Origin of the sequence: Paraburkholderia sp. HD33-4 (assembly GCF_021390635.1) — a bacterium.
Lineage (GTDB): Bacteria > Pseudomonadota > Gammaproteobacteria > Burkholderiales > Burkholderiaceae > Paraburkholderia.
Map to the genome: position 1 here is coordinate 3,822,477 of NZ_JAJEJS010000001.1, position 25,675 is coordinate 3,848,151.

Annotated in this window: 24 protein-coding genes; 4 read left to right on the forward strand and 20 right to left on the reverse strand. The window is 64.4% G+C overall.

The features are described from left to right. Positions 1 to 3 precede the first annotated feature (3 nt). Positions 4 to 963, forward strand: a complete 960-nt coding sequence (locus L0U84_RS16985) for a class II glutamine amidotransferase (protein WP_233851294.1) — start codon at positions 4 to 6, stop codon at positions 961 to 963. A 104-nt stretch (positions 964 to 1,067) separates the two neighbouring features. On the opposite strand, the gene L0U84_RS16990 is transcribed toward L0U84_RS16985, so the two are convergent. The 6 genes from L0U84_RS16990 to L0U84_RS17015 all read right to left on the reverse strand — a co-directional run bounded on the left by L0U84_RS16990 (position 1,068) and on the right by L0U84_RS17015 (position 6,917). Further along, positions 1,068 to 1,793, reverse strand: coding sequence for an amino acid ABC transporter ATP-binding protein (locus L0U84_RS16990; RefSeq protein WP_013090513.1), 726 nt, complete (start codon positions 1,791 to 1,793; stop codon positions 1,068 to 1,070). After that, positions 1,790 to 2,467 (reverse strand): glutamate/aspartate ABC transporter permease GltK, encoded by a 678-nt coding sequence (gltK, locus tag L0U84_RS16995; RefSeq protein ID WP_233851295.1) that lies wholly within the window; start codon positions 2,465 to 2,467, stop codon positions 1,790 to 1,792. Before gltK ends, L0U84_RS16990 begins: the two co-directional genes overlap by 4 nt. Next, complete coding sequence (locus L0U84_RS17000) at positions 2,467 to 3,207, reverse strand: amino acid ABC transporter permease (protein ID WP_233851297.1); 741 nt, start codon at positions 3,205 to 3,207, stop codon at positions 2,467 to 2,469. Before L0U84_RS17000 ends, gltK begins: the two co-directional genes overlap by 1 nt. A gap of 91 nt (positions 3,208 to 3,298) precedes the next feature. Next, complete coding sequence (locus L0U84_RS17005; RefSeq protein ID WP_233851299.1) at positions 3,299 to 4,192, reverse strand: glutamate/aspartate ABC transporter substrate-binding protein; 894 nt, start codon at positions 4,190 to 4,192, stop codon at positions 3,299 to 3,301. A 283-nt stretch (positions 4,193 to 4,475) separates the two neighbouring features. Further along, positions 4,476 to 5,798, reverse strand: a complete 1,323-nt coding sequence (locus tag L0U84_RS17010) for a Glu/Leu/Phe/Val family dehydrogenase (RefSeq protein WP_233851301.1) — start codon at positions 5,796 to 5,798, stop codon at positions 4,476 to 4,478. A gap of 162 nt (positions 5,799 to 5,960) precedes the next feature. Then, positions 5,961 to 6,917: a LysR family transcriptional regulator gene (locus L0U84_RS17015; RefSeq protein ID WP_233851303.1), complete on the reverse strand. Its 957-nt coding sequence runs from the start codon at positions 6,915 to 6,917 to the stop codon at positions 5,961 to 5,963. 175 nt (positions 6,918 to 7,092) lie between these two features. Here L0U84_RS17015 and purB point away from each other — a divergent pair, with 175 nt between their 5' ends. After that, positions 7,093 to 8,481, forward strand: a complete 1,389-nt coding sequence (purB, locus tag L0U84_RS17020) for an adenylosuccinate lyase (protein WP_233851304.1) — start codon at positions 7,093 to 7,095, stop codon at positions 8,479 to 8,481. Positions 8,482 to 8,581: 100 nt separating this feature from the next. Here the strand turns inward: purB and L0U84_RS17025 are convergent, their stop codons facing one another. The 4 genes from L0U84_RS17025 to edd form a co-directional block, all read right to left on the reverse strand. Beyond that, positions 8,582 to 9,076: a gluconokinase gene (locus L0U84_RS17025; protein ID WP_233851305.1), complete on the reverse strand. Its 495-nt coding sequence runs from the start codon at positions 9,074 to 9,076 to the stop codon at positions 8,582 to 8,584. A gap of 10 nt (positions 9,077 to 9,086) precedes the next feature. Then, positions 9,087 to 10,490: a GntP family permease gene (locus L0U84_RS17030; protein WP_233851306.1), complete on the reverse strand. Its 1,404-nt coding sequence runs from the start codon at positions 10,488 to 10,490 to the stop codon at positions 9,087 to 9,089. Between the two features lie 255 nt (positions 10,491 to 10,745). Beyond that, positions 10,746 to 11,387: a bifunctional 4-hydroxy-2-oxoglutarate aldolase/2-dehydro-3-deoxy-phosphogluconate aldolase gene (gene eda / locus L0U84_RS17035; RefSeq protein ID WP_233851307.1), complete on the reverse strand. Its 642-nt coding sequence runs from the start codon at positions 11,385 to 11,387 to the stop codon at positions 10,746 to 10,748. Between the two features lie 11 nt (positions 11,388 to 11,398). Then, the gene (gene edd, locus L0U84_RS17040) at positions 11,399 to 13,336 is read right to left on the reverse strand and encodes a phosphogluconate dehydratase (RefSeq protein ID WP_233851308.1); all 1,938 of its coding nucleotides are present in this window, start codon (positions 13,334 to 13,336) and stop codon (positions 11,399 to 11,401) included. 298 nt (positions 13,337 to 13,634) lie between these two features. Here edd and L0U84_RS17045 point away from each other — a divergent pair, with 298 nt between their 5' ends. Next, a complete protein-coding gene (locus tag L0U84_RS17045) occupies positions 13,635 to 14,480 on the forward strand; it encodes a MurR/RpiR family transcriptional regulator (RefSeq protein ID WP_018421799.1) in 846 nt (281 codons plus the stop codon). Positions 14,481 to 14,593: 113 nt separating this feature from the next. Here the strand turns inward: L0U84_RS17045 and L0U84_RS17050 are convergent, their stop codons facing one another. From L0U84_RS17050 to bamE, 9 genes are all read right to left on the reverse strand, one after another. Further along, a complete protein-coding gene (locus L0U84_RS17050) occupies positions 14,594 to 15,010 on the reverse strand; it encodes a CopD family protein (protein ID WP_129957830.1) in 417 nt (138 codons plus the stop codon). 70 nt (positions 15,011 to 15,080) lie between these two features. Then, a complete protein-coding gene (locus L0U84_RS17055; protein WP_233851309.1) occupies positions 15,081 to 16,352 on the reverse strand; it encodes a glutamate-5-semialdehyde dehydrogenase in 1,272 nt (423 codons plus the stop codon). A gap of 202 nt (positions 16,353 to 16,554) precedes the next feature. Beyond that, positions 16,555 to 17,682, reverse strand: a complete 1,128-nt coding sequence (holA, locus tag L0U84_RS17060) for a DNA polymerase III subunit delta (protein WP_233851310.1) — start codon at positions 17,680 to 17,682, stop codon at positions 16,555 to 16,557. 54 nt (positions 17,683 to 17,736) lie between these two features. Continuing rightward, positions 17,737 to 18,288 carry an LPS-assembly lipoprotein LptE gene (locus L0U84_RS17065; protein ID WP_233851312.1) on the reverse strand — a complete coding sequence of 184 codons (552 nt, stop codon included), beginning with the start codon at positions 18,286 to 18,288 and terminating at the stop codon, positions 17,737 to 17,739. An 88-nt stretch (positions 18,289 to 18,376) separates the two neighbouring features. After that, on the reverse strand, positions 18,377 to 20,968 hold the full coding sequence (gene leuS, locus L0U84_RS17070) for a leucine--tRNA ligase (protein WP_233851314.1): 2,592 nt from the start codon (positions 20,966 to 20,968) through the stop codon (positions 18,377 to 18,379). Between the two features lie 194 nt (positions 20,969 to 21,162). Further along, complete coding sequence (locus L0U84_RS17075; protein WP_233851316.1) at positions 21,163 to 21,594, reverse strand: ExbD/TolR family protein; 432 nt, start codon at positions 21,592 to 21,594, stop codon at positions 21,163 to 21,165. A gap of 80 nt (positions 21,595 to 21,674) precedes the next feature. Beyond that, positions 21,675 to 22,394: a MotA/TolQ/ExbB proton channel family protein gene (locus tag L0U84_RS17080; RefSeq protein ID WP_129957825.1), complete on the reverse strand. Its 720-nt coding sequence runs from the start codon at positions 22,392 to 22,394 to the stop codon at positions 21,675 to 21,677. A 78-nt stretch (positions 22,395 to 22,472) separates the two neighbouring features. Beyond that, the gene (gene dapB, locus L0U84_RS17085; protein ID WP_233851317.1) at positions 22,473 to 23,270 is read right to left on the reverse strand and encodes a 4-hydroxy-tetrahydrodipicolinate reductase; all 798 of its coding nucleotides are present in this window, start codon (positions 23,268 to 23,270) and stop codon (positions 22,473 to 22,475) included. A gap of 324 nt (positions 23,271 to 23,594) precedes the next feature. After that, positions 23,595 to 24,476, reverse strand: coding sequence for an outer membrane protein assembly factor BamE (gene bamE, locus L0U84_RS17090; protein WP_233852056.1), 882 nt, complete (start codon positions 24,474 to 24,476; stop codon positions 23,595 to 23,597). 152 nt (positions 24,477 to 24,628) lie between these two features. Between bamE and fur the strand changes: the two genes are divergently transcribed. Further along, positions 24,629 to 25,057 (forward strand): ferric iron uptake transcriptional regulator, encoded by a 429-nt coding sequence (gene fur / locus L0U84_RS17095; protein ID WP_013090534.1) that lies wholly within the window; start codon positions 24,629 to 24,631, stop codon positions 25,055 to 25,057. A 103-nt stretch (positions 25,058 to 25,160) separates the two neighbouring features. Here fur and L0U84_RS17100 read toward each other — a convergent pair whose 3' ends face one another. Then, positions 25,161 to 25,673 carry an ureidoglycolate lyase gene (locus L0U84_RS17100; RefSeq protein ID WP_233851318.1) on the reverse strand — a complete coding sequence of 171 codons (513 nt, stop codon included), beginning with the start codon at positions 25,671 to 25,673 and terminating at the stop codon, positions 25,161 to 25,163. Positions 25,674 to 25,675 lie beyond the last annotated feature (2 nt).

Here is a 25,675-nt window from a genome sequence, read left to right on the forward strand (position 1 = left end):
AACATGTGCCAACTTCTCGGAATGAACTGCGCCGCGCCGACGGACGTCACGTTTTCCTTCACCGGATTTGCGGCGCGCGGCGGCGTCACCGATCACCACGCCGACGGCTGGGGCATCGCTTTCTTTGAAGACAAGGCCTGCCGGTTGTTCATCGATCATCAATCGTCGGCCACCTCGCCGATCGCCGAGATGGTCAAGCGTTACCCGATCAAATCCAAAAACACCATCGCGCACATCCGCAAGGCGACGCAGGGGCACATCCTGCTCGAAAACTGCCACCCGTTCATGCGCGAACTGTGGGGGCGTCACTGGATCTTCGCGCACAACGGCGACCTGCAGGCTTACGCACCGGAGTTGAACGGCGTGTATCAGCCGGTCGGCACGACCGACAGCGAGCTCTCGTTCTGTGCGCTGCTGCAAGGCTTGCGCAAGGCTTTTCCCGGCGCGCAACAGCCGCCGCTTCACGAACTGTTCGCCGCGCTCGAGGCGCTCACGCGTGAAATCACGCAGTACGGCGTATTTAACTTCCTGATGTCGAACGGCCAGGCGCTGTTCGCGCATTGCTCGACGCATCTGCACTACCTCGTGCGTCGCTGGCCGTTTTCGACCGCGCATCTGGTCGACGCGGACGTATCGATCGACTTCGCCAAATACACGACGCCCGAAGACCGCGTCGCGGTGATCGCGACCAAGCCGCTGACCGACAATGAAGTGTGGACCGCGTTCATGCCCGGCGATCTGCTGATGTTCCAGCATGGCGAAGTGATCGGCCGCGCCAATATCCCGGTGCCGGAGTCGGTGCTCGAAAAGCTGCGCAATCCGGCGCTCGATGCATCGGCATCGGCCACGACGATCGCGGCGTCGAAAGGCGCCCACGCAGTCGGCACGAGCGGAACCACGCTTTCACCGGACAGCGAAACCGATCTGGAAGCCGCGGATGACACGGCGGCGTTCGAGTCGTAAGCCGCTCACCTCACCCTAAGCCTCGACCACAAAAAAGCCGCTCCACGGAGCGGCTTTTCTGCATCCACGTGCAAGCCTCGGTAACGAGGCCTGCGCGGCGAACCTCAGTGCAGGATCTTCGCAAGAAAATCCTTCGCGCGATCCGACTTCGGATTCGCGAAGAAGTCTTCCTTGCGGTCGTCTTCGACGATCAAGCCCTTGTCCATGAAGATCACGCGATGCGCGACCTTCTTCGCGAAGCCCATTTCGTGCGTCACGCACATCATCGTCATGCCTTCCTGCGCAAGTTCGACCATCACGTCCAGCACTTCGTTGATCATCTCCGGGTCGAGCGCCGAGGTCGGCTCGTCGAACAGCATCGCGATCGGGTCCATGGACAGCGCGCGCGCAATCGCCACGCGCTGCTGCTGACCACCGGACAACTGCCCCGGATACTTGTCCGCATGCGCGCGCAGACCCACGCGATCGAGCAGCTTCAGACCCTTCGCAGTCGCTTCGTCGTTCGAGCGGCCGAGCACCTTGATCTGCGCGAGCGTCAGGTTCTGCACGATCGACAGATGCGGGAACAGCTCGAAGTGCTGGAACACCATGCCGACCTTCGAGCGCAGCTTCGACAAATTGGTTTTCTTGTCGGTCAGCGACTGGCCGTTGATGACGATCTCGCCCTTCTGGAACGGCTCGAGGCCGTTGACGGTCTTGATCAGCGTGGACTTGCCCGAACCGGACGGCCCGCACACCACGACCACTTCGCCCTTTTTCACTTCCGTCGTACAGTCGGTCAGCACCTGGAAATGGCCGTACCACTTCGAAACATTCTTGATAGAGATCATCTTGCGACCTTTTTCTGAAGACCTTTGACGAGGCTCGACGCGATCACGCAGATCACGAAATAACACGCGCCCGCGAACAGTACCATCTCGACGTTCGTGCCGTCACGATCGCCAATATTCGTGGCCGTGCGGAAGAAGTCGGCGAGGCTGATCACGTAGACGAGCGACGTGTCCTGAAACAGCACGATACCTTGTGTGAGCAGCAGCGGCACCATGGCGCGGAACGCCTGCGGCAGCACGATCAGGCGCATTGCCTGCGCATAGGTCATGCCGAGCGCGAACGACGCGTTGACCTGGCCGCGCGGCACCGCCTGAATGCCGGCGCGGATGATCTCCGAATAATACGCGGCCTCGAACAGCGAGAACGCGACCATCGCCGAGGCGAGCCGGATGTCGATGTCCGCCGACAGACCGAGCACGCTTTGCAGCACTTGCGGCACGATCAGGAAGAACCACAGCAGCACCATCACGAGCGGGATCGAACGGAACAGCGTCACGTAGAGCTTCGCGAACCATTCGAGCGGCTTGATCGACGACAGTCGAAACATCGCGAGAATAGTGCCCCAGATGATACCGAACACGATCGCGATCAGCGTGATCTTGAACGTGATGATGGCGCCGGTCCATAGCGTAGGCAGCGCGCCCGGAATACCGCTCCAGTCGAAATGATGCATCACTTGCCTCCGATATAGCCGGGCAGCCGGGTTCTCGCTTCGACCCAGCGCATCAGTTGCATGACGATCAGGTTGATCAACATGTACGCGACCGTGACCGCGATGAACGACTCATACGTCTGCGACGTGTAGTCGACGAGCTGGCGCGCCTGCGCGGACAGATCGAGCAGACCGATCGTCGAGGCGACCGCGGAGTTCTTGAAGATATTCAGAAACTCGGAAGTGAGCGGCGGCACGATGATCCGGTACGCGACCGGCAGCAGCACGTAGCGATACGTCTGCCATTGCGTGAAGCCCACCGCGAGACCGGCCGCGCGCTGGCCGCGCGGCAGCGCGTTGATGCCCGAGCGCACCTGCTCGCACACGCGCGCGGCGGTGAAGAGACCAAGACAGATGATCGACGACGAGAAGAACTGCGCGCTCGGCGGCAATTGCTTGAACCAGTTGCCGATCGACACGGGCAGCAGCTCCGGTATCACCAGATACCAGATGAAGAACTGCACGATCAGCGGAATGTTACGGAAAATCGCGACGTAGACGGTGCCTGCGCCCGACGCCCATTTGTTCGGCACCGTGCGCAGCACACCGAACAACGAGCCGACGATCAGCGCGATCACCCATGCCGACAGCGACACGGTGACCGTCACCCACAGCCCCGAGAGCAGCCAGCCCAGATATGTGGTCGGCTCGCCCGTGGAGACGGGACTCAGCAAGATGCCCCAGTTCCAGTGATATGACATGACCAAGACTCCAGCAAAAAGAAACGGAAGAAGCGTGTGGCCCCTTCCGTTCCGTTCAGCGTTTCGAAAGTGTCGAAAAAGCGGCTAGCGTTTAGTCGATTGCCTTGTCGTTCGGGTTCTTGAACAGCGCGCGCATATCGTCGCTCATCGGGAAGTTCAGGTTCAGGCCCTTCGGCGGGATCGGCGATTCGAACCAGCGCTTGTAGATCTGTTCCGCTTCGCTCGACGTTTGCACCTTCGCGATCGCGTCGTCGGCGACCTTCTTGAAGTCCGCGTCGTTCTTGCGCAGCATGCAGCCGTAAGCTTCACGCGATTGCGGCGTGCCGACGATCACGAAATCGCCCGGGTTGCTCGACTTCGCGCGCTCGCCGGCGAGCAGCGCGTCGTCCATCATGAACGCGGCGGCACGACCAGTGGACAGCGTCAGGAACGACTCGCCGTGATCCTTCGCGCTGATGATGTTCATGCCCATGTTCTTGTCCTGGTTCATCTTGCGAAGTATGCGCTCGGACGTCGTGCCGGCGGTCGTCACGACCGTCTTGCCCTTCAGGTCCGGGAAGTCCTTGATGCCGGAGTCTTTCTTGGTCATCAGGCGCGTGCCGATCACGAAGATCGTGTTCGTGAAGGCGGCCTGCTGCTGGCGCTCGAGGTTATTCGTGGTGGAGCCGCACTCGATGTCGACCGTGCCGTTCTGCACCAGCGGAATGCGGTTTTGCGACGTGATCGGCACGAGCTTCACCTTCAGGTTCGGCATGTTCAGCTTCTGCTTGACGGCCTCGACGATCTTCATCGCGTAGTCCTGCGAATAGCCGATCACGTTCTGCTTGTCGTCGTAATACGAGAACGGGATCGACGATTCGCGATGGCCCAGCGAAATGACGCCCGTGTCCTTGATCTTTTTCAGCGTGCCCGAGTCTTGCGCATGCGCGCCAACCGTAAACAATCCGAGAGTCGCGAGCAGCAGCGCAGCTTTTTTAATCTTCATCTTGATCTCCTTGGCAAGAACCGGCGCCAGTGTAGCAAAGTAATTTTTCTGAAAGTATTCCTATTAACCATGCTGTTGCGCGCACGCCGCGATGGGCCCGCGGCGCCGTCGCACGGCCGTTTCGCGCATATGAGAAGGCGGGCGACATCGATACGATGCCGCCCGCCGGTCAAACACGCCGTCTTTTGGACCGCGCTGCTGCACGAAGTTGTGACGGCCGCGCCTGCCGGCCCGGATGCCGGGCCGCGTCGCCGCCGTTACAAACAAGATAGGACAGGGTGGATCAGGGATACAAGCCGCGCATTTCGCGCGCTTGCAGAATCCGCTTACATGCGACGATGAACGCCGCCGTGCGCACCGACACGTTCTGCTCGCTCGACACCTGCCACACCGCCGCGAACGCTTCGCGCATCACGCGCTCGAGGCGCTCGTTGATCTCGTCCTCGGTCCAGAAGAAGCTCGAGAAGTCCTGCACCCATTCGAAATATGACACTGTCACACCGCCCGCATTCGCGACCACGTCCGGAATCACGAGGATGCCGCGATCGTGCAGGATGTCGTCGGCCGCCGTTGTGGTCGGGCCGTTCGCGCCTTCGACGATGATCTTCGTCTTGATCTTGCCGGCGTTCTTTTCGGTGATCTGATTTTCCAGCGCCGCAGGGATCAGGATGTCCGATTCGACCGTCCAGAACTCGTCGTTGGCGATTGCATCGGCTTCCGGGAAGCCGCCGACGCCGCCCTTCTTCGCGACGTAGTCGAGCAGCGCGACCGCGTCGATGCCGGTGGACTTGTACACCGTACCGGTGTGGTCCTGCACCGCGACGACCTTCGCGCCCGCTTCCTGGAACAGACGCGCGGCGATGCCGCCGACGTTGCCGAAGCCCTGCACCGCGATACGCGCGCCTTCGATGTCGAAGCCGATGCGGCGAGCCGCTTCGCAGCCGACCACGAACACGCCGCGGCCGGTCGCCTCGCGACGGCCGAGCGAGCCGCCGAGCGTGATCGGCTTGCCGGTCACGACGCCGGTGGCCGTCTGGCCCTGGTTCATCGAGTACGTGTCCATCATCCAAGCCATGATCTGCTCGTTCGTGTTCACGTCCGGCGCGGGGATGTCGGTGTTCGGTCCGATGATGATGCCGATCTCGCTCGTGTAGCGGCGCGTCACGCGCTCGAGCTCACCACGCGACAGCGTGCGCGGATCGACGCGGATACCGCCCTTCGCGCCGCCGTACGGCACGTTCACCGCCGCGTTCTTCACCGACATCCACGCGGACAGCGCCATCACTTCGGAGAGCGTAACGTCCTGGTGATAACGCACACCGCCCTTGCCCGGACCGCGCGACACGTTGTGCTGCACGCGATAGCCCTCGAAATGCGCGACCGTGCCGTTATCGAGTTCGATGGGCACGTCGACGACGAGAATGCGCTTCGGGCGCTTCAGGGTTTCGAGCCAGCGCGACAGCGAACCGAGATACGGCGCGACGCGGTCGACCTGGCGCAGATAGTTGCCCCACGGGCCGAGGTCTTCTTTGTTGAGGTAGGAGGGAACGGACTGCAACGTTGAGGCGGCTTGTACGGATTCTGCGGCTTGTTGCTGGGATGACATGAACGCTCCGGCGTTTGATCGAGTACGGGCATTGTGGAAAAACGCCGTATCGAAATCCAATGCCGTTTCCTTATCCCGTTATGTTTTTCTTGCATAACGTTCGGAAAGCCGCAAATTCGCGTCGTCGGGACGCAGGTTCGAGCTCGAGTTTTATGCCGCGGTTCAGGCGGCGCTCTGCCGGAGTTCCTCGGACACCACGTCCCACAACTGCCGCACGAGGATCTGGCGTGCGTCGTCGCTTTTCGCGGCGAGCTTGTCGCGGTACAGGCGAATCTCCATGCTGAGCGTCAGCTGCCCTTCGGGCGTGCCGCGCGACGCGCGATCGAGGCGGATCAGCCGGCCTTCGGCCACCGCATCTTCGACCGCGCTATGCGGCAGAAACGCGACGCCGTGACCGGCGAGCGCCATCGCCTTGAGCCCCTCGGCCATGTCGGTTTCGTAGAGCCGGTCGAGGTACAGGCGCTCGGGCGCGTTCGCGAGAATCACCTCGGTCATGCGCCCGAGGTATGCGTTCGGCGTGTACGACAGATACGGCGCGGGTGCATCGGCCGAGCCAGGCAGCGTGTAACGCGGGCGACCCGCCCGGGCCGGCACCGAGAACGGGCTGATCGGTTCATGGCCGAGCGTCAGCATGTCGTAGCGCGCCGGATCGAGCGCGACCGGATGGCTCGGATGGTGATATCCCATCATCAGATCGCAGCCGCCTTCCACCAGCGACAGCGCCGCGTCGTGCACGTTCAGCGCGCGCAGCCGGGTGTGGATCGGGCCCATCTGCGCCTCGATGCGCTGCAGCCAGCGCGGGAAGTAAGTCAGCGACAGCGTGTGCGGCACCGCGAATTCGATCGTCGCCTGCGGTGTCGCCGTGTGGCCGCGCAGCAGCGCGCGCGCCTCGTGGAATTGCGACAGCATCGCGAGCGCCTGCTCGTTGAACACCTGCCCGGCCGCCGTGAGCCGCGTCGGATAAACCGAACGGTCGATCAGTTCCGTGCCGAGCCACGCTTCGAGCGCCTGGATGCGGCGCGAGAAAGCCGGCTGCGTGACGTGGCGCAATTCGGCCGAGCGGCTGAAGCTACGCGTTTCCGCGAGCGAAATGAAGTCTTCGAGCCATTTCAGTTCCATGCGAGTGCGCTTGCCGGCGGGAGGGAAGAAGCCTGCATTCTAGCGGTGCGGGGTGCGGCCGACGCATCCGGACGGGCGCATCGCATCACGGTGGTAAAATCCACGGTTCCCTCCGTTTCCGATCCGCTCGCTGAGCGCCTAGCTCCTCAACCTGCGCCTCAACCCGGTCCTCATCATGTCCGACACCCGCCCCGACACCCTGTTCGCGCTGAACGCGCTCTCCCCGCTCGACGGCCGCTATGCCGCCAAAACCGAAGCCCTGCGCGACTGGCTCTCGGAAGCCGCCTTCATGCGCAATCGCGTGACGGTCGAAATCCACTGGCTGATCGCGCTGTCGCGCGCCGGCTTCGCCGAAGTGCCGCGCTTCTCCGAGGCGTCCGAGCAGTTCCTGCTGCAACTGGCCGAGCGCTTCACCGCGCACGACGCCGCGCGCATCAAGGAAATCGAGCGCGTGACGAACCACGATGTGAAGGCCGTCGAATACTGGCTGAAGGAATCGGTGAAGGGTCAGGAAGAACTGGAGCGCGCGAGCGAGTTCATCCACTTCGCGTGCACGTCGGAAGACATCAACAACACGTCGCACGGCCTGATGCTCGCCGGCGCGCGCGAACACGTGATCCTGCCGGCGCTGCGTTCGGTGCATCAACGCCTCGTCGCGCTCGCCCACGCGCACGCCGCCCAGCCGATGCTGTCGCGCACGCACGGCCAGCCGGCCAGCCCGACCACGCTCGGCAAGGAACTCGCCAACGTCGCCGCGCGTCTCGCGCGCGCGATCGAGCGCATCGCGAAGGTCGAACTGCTCGGCAAGATGAACGGCGCGGTCGGCAACTTCAACGCGCACCTGTCCGCGTATCCGGAGTTCGACTGGGAAGCGTTCTCGAAGGACGTCGTCGAGAACCGCCTGAAGCTCACGTTCAATCCGTACACGATCCAGATCGAGCCGCACGACTACATGGCCGAGCTGTTCGACGCGATCTCGCGCGCGAACACGATCCTGCTGGATCTGGACCGCGACGTGTGGGGCTACATCTCGGTCGGCTACTTCAAGCAGCGCACGAAGGCCGGCGAAATCGGCTCGTCGACGATGCCGCACAAGGTCAACCCGATCGACTTCGAAAACTCCGAAGGCAACCTCGGTCTCGCGAACGCAACGCTGCGTCACCTCGCCGACAAGCTGCCGGTGTCGCGCTGGCAGCGCGACCTGACCGACTCGACGGTGCTGCGCAACATCGGCGTCGCGTTCGGCTACTCGCTGCTCGCGTACGACTCGCTGATCCGCGGCCTCGACAAGCTCGAAGTGAACGCACAGCGTCTGGACGAAGACCTCGACAACTGCTGGGAAGTGCTGGCCGAGCCGGTGCAAACGGTGATGCGCCGTTTCGGCATCGAGAATCCGTACGAGCAGTTGAAGGAGCTCACGCGCGGCAAGGGCATCACGCGCGAGGCACTGCAGAGCTTCATCGGTGGCCTGGCGATTCCGCAGGACGCGAAGGAGCGTCTGCTCGCGATGACGCCCGGCTCGTACATCGGCAAGGCCGTCGAACTGGCAAAGCGGATCGGCTGATCGGCTAGCCCAGCTTCGGCGCACAAAAAAGCCGCTCCTCGGAGCGGCTTTTTTGCGTCCCGCGTTCGAAGCCGGAACGCGGAGCGGAGCAATCAAAGACTCAGCGCGCTTCGACCTGCTTCAACACCTCGTCGACGATCTCCTCCGGCGTCAGATCGATGCTGACCGTGATCGCTTCATCGTCACCGGGCTCCTCGAGCGTATCGAGCTGGCTTTGCAGCAGCGACGGATCGAAGAAATGCCCGGTGCGATGCCCGAGACGTTCCGAGAGCACCTCGCGCGTACCGTGCAGATAGACGAAGCAGACGTCTTTATCGCCGGCGCGCAGGATGTCGCGGTACGAACGCTTCAGCGACGAACACGTGAACACCGCCGTTTCGCCCGCTTTCTGCTTTTCCTCGATCGCCGCGCGGATCGTCTTCAGCCACGGCCAGCGGTCTTCGTCGGTGAGCGGGATGCCGTGGTGCATCTTCTCCTTGTTCGCCGCGCTATGGAACGCGTCGCCGTCGGTGAACGTGCAATGCAGGCGCTCGGCCAACATTTCGCCAATCAGAGTCTTGCCGGCGCCCGACACGCCCATTGCGATCAGAATCATTTGAAACTCCTTACAGGACCGCCGCAAGTGCGAAGGTCAGGCCCAGCCCCATCAGCGAGATGATGGTTTCGAGGAGCGACCACGTCTTGAAGGTCTGCCCCACCGTCATACCGAAGTATTCCTTGATCAGCCAGAAGCCGCCGTCGTTCACGTGAGAGAAGATCAGCGAGCCCGAGCCGGTTGCGAGCACCATCAGTTCCGGCTTCACCTGCACGCCGCCAGCCAACGCGATCGGCGCGACGATGCCGCAGGCGGTCGTCATCGCGACGGTGGCCGAACCGGTCGCGAGACGGATCATCGCCGCGACGAGCCAGCCGAACATCAGCGGCGACAGATGAATCGCGGTCGCCACATTGGTGATTTCCTTCGAAATGCCGCTATCCATCAGCACGCGGCCAAAACCGCCGCCCGCACCGACGATCAGTGTAATACCCGCGATCGGCGCCAGACACTCGCCGCAGAACTTCTGGATCTGCTCGCGCGTAAAGCCGCGGCTCGCGCCGAAGGTCCAGAAGCTGACCAGCACGGCCGTCAGCAGCGCGACGTCGGTGTTGCCGAAGAAGCGCAGCAGATCGTTCGGCAGCGTCTTCGGCTCGAACACCAGGTCGGCCCAGCTGCCGACCAGCATCAGCACCACCGGCAACAGGATCGTGACCAGCGTGATGCCGAAGCCCGGCAGTTCGCGTTTCGGTGCGTTGGCTTGCGCGGCGTTACCGCTTTGAGCGCCGTTGCCGTTGTTGGCGTCGTGACCGAGAAATTGCGCGGCCAGCGGATTTTCCTTCGGCAACTTGATGTGACGGCTCACCAGCAGCGCGAACAGCGGACCGGCGACGATCGCGCACGGAATCCCTACGATCAGACCGTAGGCGATCGTCTTGCCGATGTCCGCGTGATATGCCTGCACCGCGAGCAGCGCGGCCGGGTGCGGCGGAATCAGACCGTGCACGACGGACAGACCCGCGACCATCGGCAGCCCGACCAGCAGCAGCGATTTATTGGTGCGCTTGGCGACGTTGAACGCGATCGGAATCAGCAGCACGAAACCGACTTCGAAGAACACCGGCAAGCCGACGATGATCGCGACGACCATCATCGCCCAGTGAATGTGCTTCTCACCGAACCAGTTGATCAGCGTGGTCGCGACGCGCTCGGCGCCGCCCGATTCGGCCATCATCTTGCCGAGCATCGTGCCGAGACCGACGACGATGGCTATGTGGCCGAGCGTGTTGCCGTTACCCGTTTCGAACGATTTGACGATGGTCTGCATCGGCATGCCGGCCACGAGGCCCAGCAGCAACGACACGATGATCAGAACGAGAAACGGATAGACCTTCCAGCGCGTGATCATGAAGATCAGCAACGCGATCGCGATCAACGCGTAGACGAGCAGCATGCTGCCGTGGGCAGATTCCATGAATCCCCTCCTTTGGTTTATTGATTTCAGAGTGCGGATGCGGCCGGCACTTCGTCTCACGGCAACCTGCGCGATGCCAGAAAACCCGGCTGACCGCGCGGACGCTGAATTTTACTGTTTGTTTCCACAAAACGCGCGCAAATCCAGCACGCATATCAAGTAAAAAAAGAGTCTCGGCGCGACAGCCTGTGTGGCTGTATCGACGAGACTCCTGGGCCCGGTTCAGTCAACCGATGCGCTGTGGTGTCGTAGGACTTAGTGCGCGGGCGCCGCCAGCTGGCTCGCGGCGCGCGCGAGGCGCGTCACCTCATCCCAGTTCTGCGCGGCGAGCGCGGACTTCGGCGTGAGCCACGACCCGCCGACGCAGACCACGTTCGGCAGCGACAAGAAGTGCAGCGCGCTTTCCGCGGTGATGCCGCCAGTCGGGCAGAACTTCAGCGCCGGGAACGGACCGTGGAATGCCTGCAGCATCGGCACGCCGCCTGCCTGCTGCGCCGGGAAGAACTTGACGATCTCATAGCCGAGTTCGAGGGCCTGGATGATGTCCGACGGCGTCATCACGCCGGGCAACAGCGGCAGACCCGCATCCTGCGCGGCCTGGTGCAGTTCCCTGGTCAGACCCGGCGACACGCCGAACTGCGCGCCCGCCTTCTTCGCCTGGGCGCAATGCTCGGGCTTCGTCAGCGTGCCCACACCGACCACGATGTCGTCGGCGAGTTCGCTCGCACGCTCGATCGCGCCGAGGCCCGCCGGCGTGCGCAGCGTGATTTCGAGCACCTTCACGCCGCCCGCGTGCAACGCGCGCGACACGTGTTCGCCCTGCTCGACCGTGTCGAACGCGAGCACCGGAATCACCGGGCCGAGGCGCACGATATCGCTTACTGTTTTCGACGTCATAGTCAGACTCCTTATTTCTGCAGCGCCGCGCCGGCTTGCGCGGTGCTCGTGTGATGGTCGCCGTGTTGATGGCCGTGCTTGTCGCCGTGCTTGTGCTGGCCGTCGGCCGCGCCGCCCTCGCCGACCAGCTTGCCGAATACCGATGCGCCCTGCTCCGCGGGCGCCGCCGCCGCGCGGAACACGCCGAACAGCTCGCGGCCGAAGCCGACTTCGTTGTCCGCCTGATGCAGCGACTCGGCGTTCGGACGCGCGGCCCATTCGGCTGCGTCGATCTCGATGTCCAGCACGCCGGCTTCGGCGTCGATCACCAGCATGTCGCCGGTGCGGACCTTGCCGATCGGGCCTTGCAGCAACGCTTCCGGCGACAGATGAATGACCGCCGGCACCTTGCCCGACGCGCCCGACATGCGGCCGTCGGTCACCAGCGCGACATGGAAACCCTGATCCTGCAACACACCGAGCAGCGGCGTCAAACGATGCAGCTCGGGCATGCCGTTTGCGCGGGCGCCCTGGAAACGCACCACCGCGATGAAGTCGCGCTTGAGCTCACCCTTGTCGAACGCTTCCTGCACCGCTTCCTGCGAATCGAACACGATGGCCGGCGCTTTCACCTTGCGATGCTGCGCCGCGACCGCCGAAATCTTGATCACGCCGCGGCCGAGCTTGCCCTGCATCAGACGCAGGCCGCCGTCCGGCTGGAACGGCTCCTTGATGCCGCGCAGCACCGCGGTGTCCGCGCTCGCCTCGACGCCCGCGACCCATTGCAGCTTGCCGTCGAGCAGCTTCGGCTCCTCGGTGTAGCGCTTCAGTCCCTTGCCCGCGACCGTGTTCACGTCTTCATGCAGCAGACCGCCTTCGAGCAGGTTGCGCACGAGGAATGCGACGCCACCCGCCGCGTGGAAATGGTTCACATCGGCCTTGCCGTTCGGATAGATCTTCGCGAGCAGCGGCACCGCCTGCGACAGCGTATCGAAGTCGTCCCAGTCGATGATGATGCCGGCCGCGCGCGCGATCGCGACGAGGTGCAGCGTGTGATTGGTCGAGCCGCCGGTCGCCAGCAGCGCGACGATGCCGTTGACGATCGCCTTCTCGTCGACCACATGGCCGATCGGCATGTAGTGGCCACGCTCGACCGTCAGATCGAGCACGCGGCGCGCGGCCTGCGCGGTCAGCGCGTCGCGCAGCGGCGTATGCGGATGCACGAAGGCCGAGCCCGGCAGATGCAGGCCCATCACTTCCATCAGCATCTGGTTGCTGTTCGCGGTGCCGTAGAAGGTGCAGGTGCCGTGGCTGTGATACGCGGCCGCTTCCGCTTCGAGCAGCGCTTCGCGGCCGCACTGGCCGGTCGCGAACTGCTGGCGCGTCTTGGCTTTGTCGTCGTTGGACAGGCCGCTTGCCATCGGGCCGGCCGGCACGAAGATGGTCGGCAGATGGCCGAATTGCAGCGCGCCGATCAGGAGGCCCGGCACGATCTTGTCGCAGATGCCGAGACACAGCGCCGCGTCGAACATGTTGTGGGTGAGCGCGACGGCGGTGCCCATCGCGATCGCTTCGCGCGAGAACAGCGACAGTTCCATGCCCGCGTTGCCCTGGGTGATGCCGTCGCACATCGCCGGCACGCCACCCGCGAATTGCGCGACGCCGCCGTTTTCGCGCGCGGCCTGCTTGATGATGTCCGGGTAGTTTTTGTACGGAGCGTGCGCCGACAGCATCTCGTTGTACGACGACACGATGCCGATATTTGGCTCGCGGATCTGCTTGATCACGAGCTTGTCGTTGCCTTCGAGGCCGGCGAAACCGTGGGCGAGGTTCGCGCACGACAACGCGCCGCGCGCCGGGAAGCGTCCCTGCGCATGCTGGATACGGGCCAGATACGCTTCACGCGTGGGCTTGCTGCGCTCGATCACGCGTTTCGTGACCTTCAACAATTGCGAATGCGGGGAAACCATCGGAGCTCCTTCGTCGCTGGCGGCAGGCGCACGCATGACACCAGGCGGTATCGCGGGGTTGTGATATCGAACGACGTCATCTTAGTAGAAAAACTACACGTCAGCAATGACGAACTCTGCTGCGGCGCCGCATCGCGTAAATCGCCACGCCGCCCTATTGGCGGCGCTTCAGCGCTTTGCAGCGGAAACCCAGGGAATACACTTACTCGCCGATATGTAGTTTTTGTACCTAGCTTTTGTGCGCCAACGACCAATCAGATATAGTCCACACGTTCTTCAGCATAGTGCGAGTTTTCCGATGATGCTGTCCCAGGTGGAAGAGATGCGCGACCAGCTGCGCCCGTCCGAGCGCAAGCTGGCCGATTACGTGATCGAAGCGCCGCGCGAGGTTCTCGATCTGTCGATGACCGAAGTCGCCGCTCGCGCGGGCGTGAGCCAGCCGACGATCGCGCGCTTCTGTCACGCGCTCGGTTTTTCCGGCTTTCGCGAATTCAAGATCCGCCTTGCGCAGGGCATCGCCAGCGAAGTGCCCGCCGTCTATCGCGACGTGCGGCCGGACGAGCCGACGCCCGGCGTCGCCGCGAAGGTGCTCGACCGGACCATCGGCGCGCTGATCCAGGTGCGCAACAATCTGTCGTCGGATAGCGTCGCGGCGGCGATCGACATGCTCGCGCAGGCGAAGCGCATCGAGTTCTACGGCGCCGGCGGCTCGGGCATCGCCGCGCTCGACGTGCAGCACAAGTTCTTTCGGCTCGGCATGCCGAGCGTCGCGTATTCGGACCCGCATACGTTTCTGATGTCGGCCGCGCTGCTCGGACCCGGGGACGTGGTCGTGGCGATTTCCAATACTGGCCGCACGCGCGACATCATCGATGCCGCGAAGGCCGCGCTGAACGCGGGCGCGAAGGTGATCGCGATCACCCACGGCAACTCGCCGCTCGCGCGGCTCGCCACCGTTGGTCTGTTCGCGAACGTCGACGAAGACACCGACATCTTTTCGCCAATGACCTCGCGCGTGTCGCATCTGGCGATCGGCGACATCCTGGCGGTCGGCGTCGCGCTGAGCCGCGGGCCCGAGCTGGTGGAAAAGCTCGCGCAGACGAAGGAAGTGATTCACCGGCGGCGGGTGGATTCACAGGGTTGATCCGCTGCGATAGAACGCGCAACAACGCGGATAACGCAAAAGGGCGATGTGCCATTGAACCGGCACACCGCCCTTTTGTCTTTTCTGGCGCTCCGCTGAATGCCGTCAGTCGCTCAGAACGGCTTGATCACCACCAGCGCGACCGCCGCGAGCATACCGAGCACGGGAAGCTCGTTGAACATCCGATACCACTTGTCCGAGCGGCGATTCTGGCCGCGCTCGAACCTGCGCAGCAGCACGCCGCAATACGCGTGATAGATGACGAGCAGCACGACCACGCCAACCTTCGCGTGAATCCAGCCCTCCCCGCTGCCGATGCCGATCACGAGCCACAGCCACAGGCCGCACGCGATCGCGGGTACCGCGATGAAGCTCATGAAGCGGAACAGCTTGCGCGCCATCAGCAGAAGACGCGCCGTCGCGGCGGGTTCCGTTTCCATCGCCAGATTGACGAAGATGCGCGGCAGATAGAACAGGCCGGCAAACCATGAAGCAATCAACACGATGTGAAACGTCTTTACCCAGAGCATCGGCGGGTCCTTGTGGTCCTTGCGGTCCTTGTTGTTGTGGCGCCCGTGGTCGTGGCGCTTCGATTCGTGTTTATTGACGACCTTCGCCGTGACCCAGCACGACGTATTTCAGCGACGTCAGCCCGTCGAGGCCGACCGGGCCGCGCGCGTGCAGCTTGTCGTTCGAAATGCCGATCTCGGCGCCGAGGCCGAACTCGAAGCCGTCCGCGAAACGCGTCGACGCGTTGACCATCACGCTCGCCGAATCGACCTCGCGCAGGAAGCGCATCGCGCGGTCGTGGTCTTCGGTGACGATCGCGTCGGTGTGCTGCGAGCTGTACGTGTTGATGTGCTCGATAGCCGCGTCGAGGCCGTCGACCACCTTGATCGCGAGCACCGGCGCGAGATATTCGGTGCGCCAGTCTTCCTCGATCGCGTCGACGAGCGGGCCGACGCCCGCATCGGCCAGCACCGCGCGCGCCGCCGCATCGACGCGCAACTCGACGTCCTTGCCGCGATACAGCTTGCCCAGCGGCGGCAGGACCTGAGCCGCGATGCCGCGCGCGACCAGCAGCGTCTCCATCGTGTTGCAGGTGCCGTAGCGGTGCGTCTTCGCGTTGTCGCACACGTTGAGCGCCTTCGTCAGATCCGCGCGATCGTCGACATAAACGTGGCAGATGCCGTCGAGGTGCTTGATCATCGGCACGCGCGCTTCGTTGATCAGACGCTCGATCAGGCTCTTGCCGCCGCGCGGCACGATTACGTCGACATATTCGGTCATCGTGATCAGCTTGCCGACCGCCGCGCGGTCCGCGGTTGCGACCACCTGCACCGCGTCCTGCGGCAGACCGGCCGCCTGGAGCCCTTCGCCGATCAGCTTCGCGAGCGCGGTATTGCATTCGAGCGCTTCCGAGCCGCCGCGCAAGATGGTCGCGTTGCCGGACTTCAGGCACAGCGCGGCCGCGTCGATCGTCACGTTCGGGCGCGATTCGTAGATGATGCCGATCACGCCGAGCGGCACGCGCATCTGGCCGACCTGAATGCCGCTCGGCCGATACTTCAGATTGCTGATCTCGCCGATCGGATCGGCCAGCGCCGCGACCTGGCGCAGGCCTTCGACCATCGTGTTCAGCGCCTTGTCGGACAGGGTCAGACGGTCGATGAACGCGGCATCGTGGCCCTTGCCGCGGGCGCGCTCGAGGTCGCGCGCGTTGGCCGCCTTCAGCAGATCGGCATCGCGCTCGATCGCTTCGGCGACCGCCGCAAGCGCCGCATTCTTCGCGGCGGTCGACGCACGTGCCATCGCGCGCGAAGCCTGGCGGGCGCGTTGGCCGAGGTCGGTCATGTACTGGTCGATATCCATGGTCATTCTCGTGATGCCCCGCACGTTGGCGTGCGGTGGTCGGGCAAGATTAGCGAAAGATCAAACGATTGTAAGACGGGTACCGGGGCTTTGCTCGCGTGCGGGCAGCGGGTGCGCTGCGCTGTCGCGGGATTGCCGATGTGATGCGTTGCGTCGGGCGGGTGGCACGCGAAACAGAATCGCTGCCGAAGCTTTCCGCTGTCTAGACTGGCCGCCGCGCTGGCGCCGCAGTTGGCGCGCGAGGTCGCGTCGGCGGCACTGGCGGCGCTGCCGACGGTTTCGGCGCGGCCACCGTCATGGCGAGTTCGAACAGGCCATCCCACGGATCGGGCGGCGGATCGTTGCGATGATTGCCCGGCGTACCGCCCGACAAGCCCTTCACCTGCCGGTCTAGCCGCGCCGCCAGCGCGAGCGCCTTCTCGAGCGCCGCTTCGCTGACACGCGACAGCGCCGGCCCGATCAGCCGTTCGCGCGGACCCCACACGCGGTTTTCGCGCGTGAGCATCGCAAGCGGCTTGCCGGCCGCGACGCCGCGCTTGATCCGCAACAGCGTGCGGACTTCCTCGACGACCGCCCACAGCACGAGCACCGCGGCCTCGCCTTCACCACGTAGCCCGTCGAGCATGCGCGCGAGACGGCCAACGTCGCCCGCGAGCATCGCCTCGTTGAGCTTGAACACGTCGTAGCGCGCGACGTTGAGCACCGCGTCCTGCACCTGATCGAAGCTCAGCGCGCCGCTCGGATACAGCAGCCCGAGCTTCTGGATTTCCTGATGCGCGGCGAGCAGATTGCCCTCGACGCGCTCGGCGATGAACGCGAGCGCGCGCCGCCCTTCCTCGCCGGCGGCAACGCGCTGGCCCTGGGCCGCGAGCCGCTGTCCGACCCAGTTGGGCAACTGCGCGCGTTCGACCGGGTCGATTTTCAGCGCGACGCCCGCGTCGGCGAGCGCGGTGAACCATGCCGACTTCTGCGTGGCCGCATCGAGGCGCGGCAGCGTGACCATCGTCAGCACGTCGTCATTCACGGTGGACGCGAGCGCCTTCAGCGCATCGGCGCCTTCCTTGCCTGGCTTGCCCGACGGAATGCGCAACTCGACCAGCTGCCGGTCGCCGAACAGCGACATCGACTGGCTCGCGCCGAGCAGCAAGCTCCAGTCGAAACCGCGCTCGACCGTGAACACCGAGCGGTCGGTGAAACCGGCCGCGCGCGCCGCCGCGCGGATGCGGTCGCACGCTTCCTGCGCGAGCAGGTGCTCGTCGCCGTACACGACGTACAGTCCGGCGAGGCCCTTGGCGAGATGCGCTTCGAGCGCGTCAGGTCGCAGTTGCATGGATGGCGGTTGACGGGATGGATGAGGTTCGACGAATCACGGGCGGCACGACGCTCACAGCGGCGGCGGCGGCAGCGGCGCGCGCGGCGCGATGCCCGGCACGGCCTCGGCCGGCGTCGGATGCAGCGAACGCACCACGCCGAGACGGCGGACCAGTTGATCGACCGCGTCGTTTTCCATGTCTGCGAACAGGATGTCGGACTCGGCCGCCTTCGCCTGCGAGAACTGGTCGCTATAGGTCATTGCGCGGTTCAGCGCGATCACGCTGCCCGGAATCAGCACGGTGCCGTCCTTGCCGGTCAGCGTGTAGGTCATCTGCAGATTCAGCTGATACTCGGCGACGACGCCCAGCGAATTCAGCGTCAGCGTGCTGACGTTGCGGTTCTGCGAGATCTGCAGGATCGCGTCGGCATTGGCGACCGAGCTGACCACAACGGTGTCGCTGCCGCCCTGCACGATGCGCGTGAAGCGCGCGACGGCCGCGGGCGAGCCGCCCGCCACATAGAGGCGCTTGAACGCGTAGTCCTGCTGGCCGCGCAACTGGAAGCCGCAGGCCGACAACATCATTACGCTGCAAGCGAGCGTCAAAAACGATCTGCGAGTCACATTCACTCCCGGTTCGCAGTGGATTCGCGGTGCCGAGGAACGCCGCCGGGCCGGCGGCGTTCCGTCTGCCGGATGAGGGCCTGGAACGTCAAACGACCACGTTCACGAGACGGCCCGGCACCACGATGATCTTCTTCGGCGCCTTGCCTTCGCTGAACTTCGCGACCATTTCGTGCGCGGCCGCTTGCTGCTCGATCGCTTCGCGCGACGCGTCCTTCGCGACCGTGATCGCGCCGCGCACCTTGCCGTTCACCTGCAGCACGAGTTCGATCTCGGCCTGTTCGAGCGCCTTCTCGTCGACCTTCGGCCACGGCGCATCGAGCAGCGGACCGAATTCGTCGGCATAGCCGAGTTCCTGCCACAGCTGGAACGTCAGGTGCGGCACGACCGGGTACAGCACGCGCAGCATCACGCCGTAGGTCTCGTGCAGCACGGCCGGCTGCGCGCCCTTCGCGCCGTCGAGCGCGTTGAGCATCTTCATCGCGGCCGATACCACCGTGTTGTACTGCAGACGCTGATAGTCGAAATCGGCCTGCTTCAGCACGCTGTAGATCTCACGACGCAGTGCCTTGTCGGCGTCGTTGAATTGTGCAGCGTCCAACTGGCCGCCGGCGCGCAGCGCGGCTTCGTTCGTGTAACCGAAGTTCCACACGCGACGCAGGAAGCGGCTCGCGCCTTCGACGCCCGAACCCGACCACTCGAGCTGCTGCTCGGGCGGGGCCGCGAACATCACGAACAGACGCGCGGTGTCCGCGCCGTGCTGATCGATCAGCATCTGCGGGTCGACGCCGTTGTTCTTCGACTTCGACATCTTCTCGACGCCGCCGAGCACGACCGGCTGGCCGTCCGCGTTCAGCACCGCGCCGACCGGACGGCCCTTGTCGTCGAACGACACGGTGACGTCCGACGGGTTGTACCAGGTTTTCTTGCCCGCTTCGTTTTCGCGGTAGTACGTTTCGTTCAGCACCATGCCCTGCGTGAGCAGGTTCTTCGCCGGCTCGCCGAACTTCACCAGACCGAGGTCGCGCATCACCTTCGCCCAGAAGCGCGAGTACAGCAGGTGCAGGATCGCGTGTTCGATACCGCCGATGTATTGATCCATCGGCGCCCAGTAGTCGGTGCGCTCGTCGACCATCGTCTTCGCATCCGGCGACGCGTAGCGGTAGAAGTACCACGACGAATCGACGAAAGTGTCCATCGTGTCGGTTTCGCGCTTGGCCGCGCCGCCGCAGGTTGGGCACGCGCAGTTCAGGAACGCTTCGGATTTCGCCAGCGGATTGCCCGTGCCGTCCGGCACGAGGTCTTCCGGCAGCACGACCGGCAGGTCTTTTTCCGGCACCGGCACGTCGCCGCATTTCGGGCAGTGGATGATCGGGATCGGCGTGCCCCAGTAACGCTGGCGCGACACGCCCCAGTCACGCAGACGCCACGTGATCTGCTTGTCGCCGAGGCCGAGTGCCTTGAGATCGGCGGCGATGCTGTCCACGGCTTCGTCGTACGCGAGGCCGTCGTACTTGCCGCTGTTCACCAGCGTGCCGGCCTTCTCGCCGTACCACTCGGCCCAGGCTTCGGTCGAAAATTCCTTGCCCTCGACCGCGACCACCTGCTTGACCGGCAGGTCGTACTTCTTCACGAACGCGAAGTCGCGCTCGTCGTGCGCCGGCACGCCCATCACCGCGCCTTCGCCGTAGCTCATCAGCACGTAGTTGCCGATCCACACCTCGACCTTCTCGTGCGTCAGCGGATGCGTGACGTAGAAGCCGGTGGCCATGCCTTTCTTTTCCATCGTCGCGACGTCGGCTTCGGCGACGCCGCCGCGCTTGCATTCGTCGATGAACGCCTGCAGTTCCGGCTTGCCCTGCGCGAGACGCGTGGCGAGCGGGTGCTCGGCGGCGATCGCGCAGAACGTGACGCCCATGATCGTGTCGGCGCGCGTCGTGAACACGCGCAGCAGCTTCTGCTCACCGTCGATTTCGTACGGGAAGCCAAAGTTCACACCGAAGCTCTTGCCGATCCAGTTCTGCTGCATGATCTTCACGCGCTCTGGCCAGCCGAGGCCTTCGAGATCGTTCAGCAGTTCATCCGCGTACTGCGTGATGCGCATGTAGTACATCGGAATTTCGCGCTTCTCGACGAGCGCGCCCGAACGCCAGCCGCGCCCGTCGATCACCTGCTCGTTCGCGAGCACGGTCTGGTCGACCGGGTCCCAGTTCACGGTGCCGGTTTTCTTGTACGCGATGCCCTTTTCCAGCATCTTCAGGAACAGCCACTGGTTCCACTTGTAGTAGTCGGGGCTGCAGGTCGCGACTTCGCGCGACCAGTCGATCGCGAGGCCCATCGACTGCATCTGCTTCTTCATGTAAGCGATGTTGTCGTAGGTCCACTGCGCGGGCGGCACGTTGTTGGCCATCGCGGCGTTTTCCGCCGGCATGCCGAAGGCGTCCCAACCCATCGGCATCAGCACGTTGTAGCCGTTCATCCGCAGATAGCGGTACATCACGTCGTTGATCGTGTAGTTGCGCACGTGTCCCATATGCAGCTTGCCCGACGGATACGGCAGCATCGAGACGCAGTAGAACTTGGGCTTGTCGGTGGTTTCCGTCGTCTTGTAGGCGTCGCTGGCGCGCCATTGCCCTTGCGCGGCGGCTTCGACGTCGGAGGGAACGTATTTTTCGTGCATGGTGTGATGGGATCGCTAGGTTCGGTGCTTTCGCACCGGCCCGGTGCTCTGCAGAATGTCGTTGCGTCGATTCCCCTTCGGCGGGGAAAGGGCTGATTATACCGTTCGCGGAGGGGTGCGCCGCGCGGCGTGGTGCGGCGCCGGATATGCCGGATTCGTGAACGCGGTGCGCGCCCGACGGCGCCCGATGGCGCTCAATGCTGCGCGGCGGGCGGCGGCGGGTCCGTCACGAAGCCGATCCGCTCGAGCCCGGCCTGCTGCGCGGCGCCCATCACCTGCGCGATCACTTCGTAGCGCGTCGAGCGCTCCGCGCGTAGCTGGATGTCGGGCTGATCCGTCTGCTTGCCGGCCTCGGCGAACTGCGCGCGCATCTGCGCGAGCGTGATCGGCTTGCCGTTCCAGTAGAGCTTGCCGGCGCCGTCGATGGACAAGGAGACGGTTTGCGGGGTCTGGCGCGCAGGTGCTGCCGCAACCTTCGGCAGATCGAGCCGGATCGCGTGCGAAAACAGCGGCGCGGTGATGATGAAAATCACCAGCAGCACCAGCATCACGTCGATCAGCGGCGTCATGTTGATCTCGGCCATCGGCGCGGCCGTCTGCTTCTTCTCCAGTCCGCCGAATGCCATGTCGCCTCCTTGCGTCCGAGCTTGCCCGTGCGATGGGCGGTGTGCCGTGTGGCGCGATGTGTCGTGCCGCGCGTTACGCGTCAGCGGTGCGCCTCGTGCGCCGCCTGCTGCGCGCGCGGCGGCGTCGGCGCGTGCTCGACCGGCGCGCAGACGTACGCGTGAAGATCGTGCGCGAAGCCGTCCAGCTCTTCGCACAATTGCCGCACGAGGCGGCCCAGCACGTTGTACGCGAGCACCGCCGGAATTGCGACCACCAGACCGAACGCGGTCATGATCAGCGCCTCGCCGACCGGTCCCGCGACGTTCTCGATCTGCGCCTGCCCGCTCGCCGCGATGCTGCCGAGCGCGTGATAGATGCCCCACACGGTGCCGAGCAGACCGACGAACGGCGCGGTGCTGCCAACCGATGCAAGCAGCACCTGACCGAATTCGAGGCGCCGCTGCGACGCGTTGAGCGCCTGGCGCAGCGCGCGCAGCACCCGTTCGCTACGCTCGACGCGCGCGAGCAGCGCGCCGGGAATGTCGACCTCGGCCGCATTGAGCGCCGCTTCGGCGAGCGGCGCGAACACGCGCTCGCGGTCGGTGCGGCGCAAGATGGCGACGCCTTCGGCGAGCGTCGGCGCCTGCCAGAAGCGCGCGATAGCCCGCGTGGACTGGCGTTTCGCGCGCGTCAGAATCCAGCTCTTGACGATCAGAAAGCACCAGCTCGCAATCGACATGGCCAGCAGCACATAGGCGACGCCATGCGTGATCGCATCGCTCGTTTGCAGGTAATGGATGATGCCGCTGCTGCCTGCCATCTGACCTCGCCGTGGGAAAGTGACTTTGGGAGGGCGCGCCCGGGATGCGCTGCCCCGCCTTTGCGCAGCGGATTCCGCTCAACGCAGGCCGAGCACGTCCTGCATGTCGAAGAAGCCGTTGCCGTGGCCTTCGAGGAAGCGTACAGCACGAAGCGCGCCTTGTGCATATGACAGGCGGCTCGCCGATTTGTGCGTGATCTCGATCCGCTCGCCGATGCCCGCGAACAGCACCGTATGATCGCCGACGATATCGCCGCCGCGAATCGCCGAAAAACCGATCGTCGACGGATCGCGTTCGCCGGTCACGCCTTCGCGGCCGTAGACCGCGCAATCGTCGAGATTGCGGCCGAGCGCGTTGGCGATCACTTCGCCCATCGTCAGCGCGGTGCCGGACGGCGCGTCGACCTTGTGACGATGATGCGCCTCGATGATCTCGATGTCGTAGCCGGTCGAGAAGTGCCGCGCCGCGTATTCGAGCAGCTTCAGCGTGACGTTCACGCCGACGCTCATGTTCGACGCGAACACGACGCCGATCTTCTCTGCCGCCGCACGCAGTTGCGCTTTTTGCGCGTTGTCGAAGCCGGTCGTGCCGATCACCATTTTCACGCCGTGGCGCTGCGCGGCTTCGAGATGCGCAAGCGTCGCGTCGGGACGCGTGAAGTCGATCAGGTAGTCGGATTCCGCGAACACACGCTCGATGTCGTCGGACAGCAGCACGCCGGTTTCTTTGCCGAGGAACGCGCCGGCGTCCTGGCCCAGTTGCGCCGCGCCGGTGCGGCAGAGCGCGCCGGACAGCGTCGCGTCGGCATCGTTGAGGACGGTTTCGATCAGCATGCGGCCCATACGGCCCGATGCGCCTGCAATGGCAATTTTCATGACGATGAGGATTCGAATAGAGTCAACCGGGACGGAGCCCGGCAAACGCGGCCCGGCGAACGCACCGACCAGTGTGCCGGGGAATGCGCCCGGTAGATATAGGGACAAGCGGCTGCAGATGGCGAGATCCGGCGGCAAAATCAGCCGCTTCGCGCAGAGAGCCCATGCAGCTGGTCGAACCGGACGGCTCGCTCAGACGGGCAGGCAAGGTGTTCGAGCGGCCCGGGCGGTACATTTCTGGTCTCACCCGCTGCCGGACAAACGCAGATCCGGCGGGCGCCGCACACCTCGCGCGCTGCCCGCCTCACCACACCGACTACAGAATCAGTTGCTCGTTCCCGACGTGGGCGGCGCCGTCAACGTCGGCGAATCGGCCGGCGGCGCAGTCAGCGTCGGGCTGCCGCTGGTTTGCGAGCCCGTCGGTCCGACCGGGTTGCTCTCGTTTTCCGGAGCCGGCGGCGGCGGACGTTTGAACTGGAACTGCGGTTGACCGGCGGCCGTCGGACCTTGCGTCGGGATCCCGCCAGCGCCCGCTCTCGGGGCGGTCGAACGCACGGACGACACGCCGCTCGGCGTCAACGACACCGCGCTCGTTGCGCGATTGGCCGCTTGGGCGGCTTCCGCGTTGGCGTCCATGGACGGCGTGGCGGCCTGCTGAGCGCCTGCGACCGACGGCGAGCGCGTCGTATCCACCGTGGGCGGCGCCGCTGCCGCAGCGGCCGCACTTGCGGCAGCCGCGTCGCTGGCAGCCACGGCGTTGGCGGCCTCGGCCGCGCTCGCCGCGCGCGGCGGCGTCGCGTTCGGACGACGGCCACTACGGTCGCCGTCGATTTCGGCCAGCAATTCGAGGTTGCTCGGCAGGTCCTCGCCGCCCGTCCAGTGGGTCACGATGTCACCCGAGAAGAACACGACGAAGTCGCGCTGCTGAACGATCGAGGTATTGCCGCGCTTGAAATAGAACACGTAATCCCAGCGATCCGCGTGGAACATGTCGGTCAACAGCGGCGTGCCGAGCACCTGACGCACTTGCGCGCGCGACATGCCGACCTTCATCTGGTCGGCCATTTCCTGCGACACAAAGTTACCTTGCACGACCGTAATCCGATACGGCGTAATGCGTTGGGCAACGCGCTGGGTCAGGCTGTCGTACGTGGAACATCCGGCAAGAACCGCGACAGTCGCAACAGCGATCAAGGTACCCCGCATGCGGCTCCCCCGGTAGATCAATTGAGATTTAGAAATCATTTCACTCACCGTGCGGGCCCGCTTGCGGGCCGCGCTCATTCCATCGAAAATGACCAGAACGGCAAAACACATTACTATGAGAGCCCAGCATTGTACTCTAGGGATCCCTTGTCATGACCAATCCAACCGATCTCAAGAATATCGGGCTCAAGGCGACCCTTCCGCGCCTCAAAATCCTTGAGATATTCCAGCACAGCCCGGTGCGTCACCTGACCGCCGAAGACGTGTACCGCAACCTCCTGCACGAGGAACTCGATATCGGTCTGGCCACCGTGTATCGGGTGCTGACGCAATTCGAGCAGGCGGGCCTGCTCTCGCGCAGCAATTTCGAATCGGGCAAGGCGGTGTTCGAACTGAACGAGGGGTCGCACCACGACCACCTCGTGTGCCTCGATTGCGGGCTGGTCGAAGAATTTTTCGACCCCGAAATCGAAAGCCGTCAGCAGTCCATCGCCAAGGCACGCGGCTTCAAGCTGCAGGAACACGCGCTGGCACTGTATGGGGCGTGTACGAAGGAGAATTGCCCGCATCGTAAGCACTGATGCGGAGCGGGCCGCGTGCGAGCACGCGGCCTGGCAAGTAAAAAAAGACCCGGCCGATGGGGATCGGCCGGGTCTTTTTTTGTTCAGACGGCTGCAAGCACTGCTATCCGATCAACTCCACGCTCGGCTCGAAGGCGAGCCGCCACGGCTCGGCCAACTGTAATTCGTCGCAATTCGGCGCATCGCCGCCGCGATCGACGACGATGAAATCGCTGACCTGATCCAGCGCGAGTAGCGGGTGGTGCCAGACGCCTTTCGCGTAATTGACGCCCTGCCATGCGTCGGTCCAGAACGCGCGCATCCGTGTGGCGTCGAACTCGCCGGCCGGCGCGACCACCACCAGGTAGCGGCCCGCGCGTAACGGAATGAAAGCCTGGCTGCCAAGCGGATGCCGCTCCATCATCGTGATCTCGACGGGCAGCGCGCGCGGCTGCGCGCGAAACAGGTTGACGAGCGGCCGGCCGCCCTGCTCCACCACGTCGACGCGCGCGAGGTCGTGATAGCGCTCGGTGGTACCGCCATTGATCGGAAAATGACGCGCGCCGTCGAGTTCGATCACGTCGCCGAACGGCGCGAACGCTGAGCGCGTCAGGCGCTCCATCTGCAGGATCTTCATGC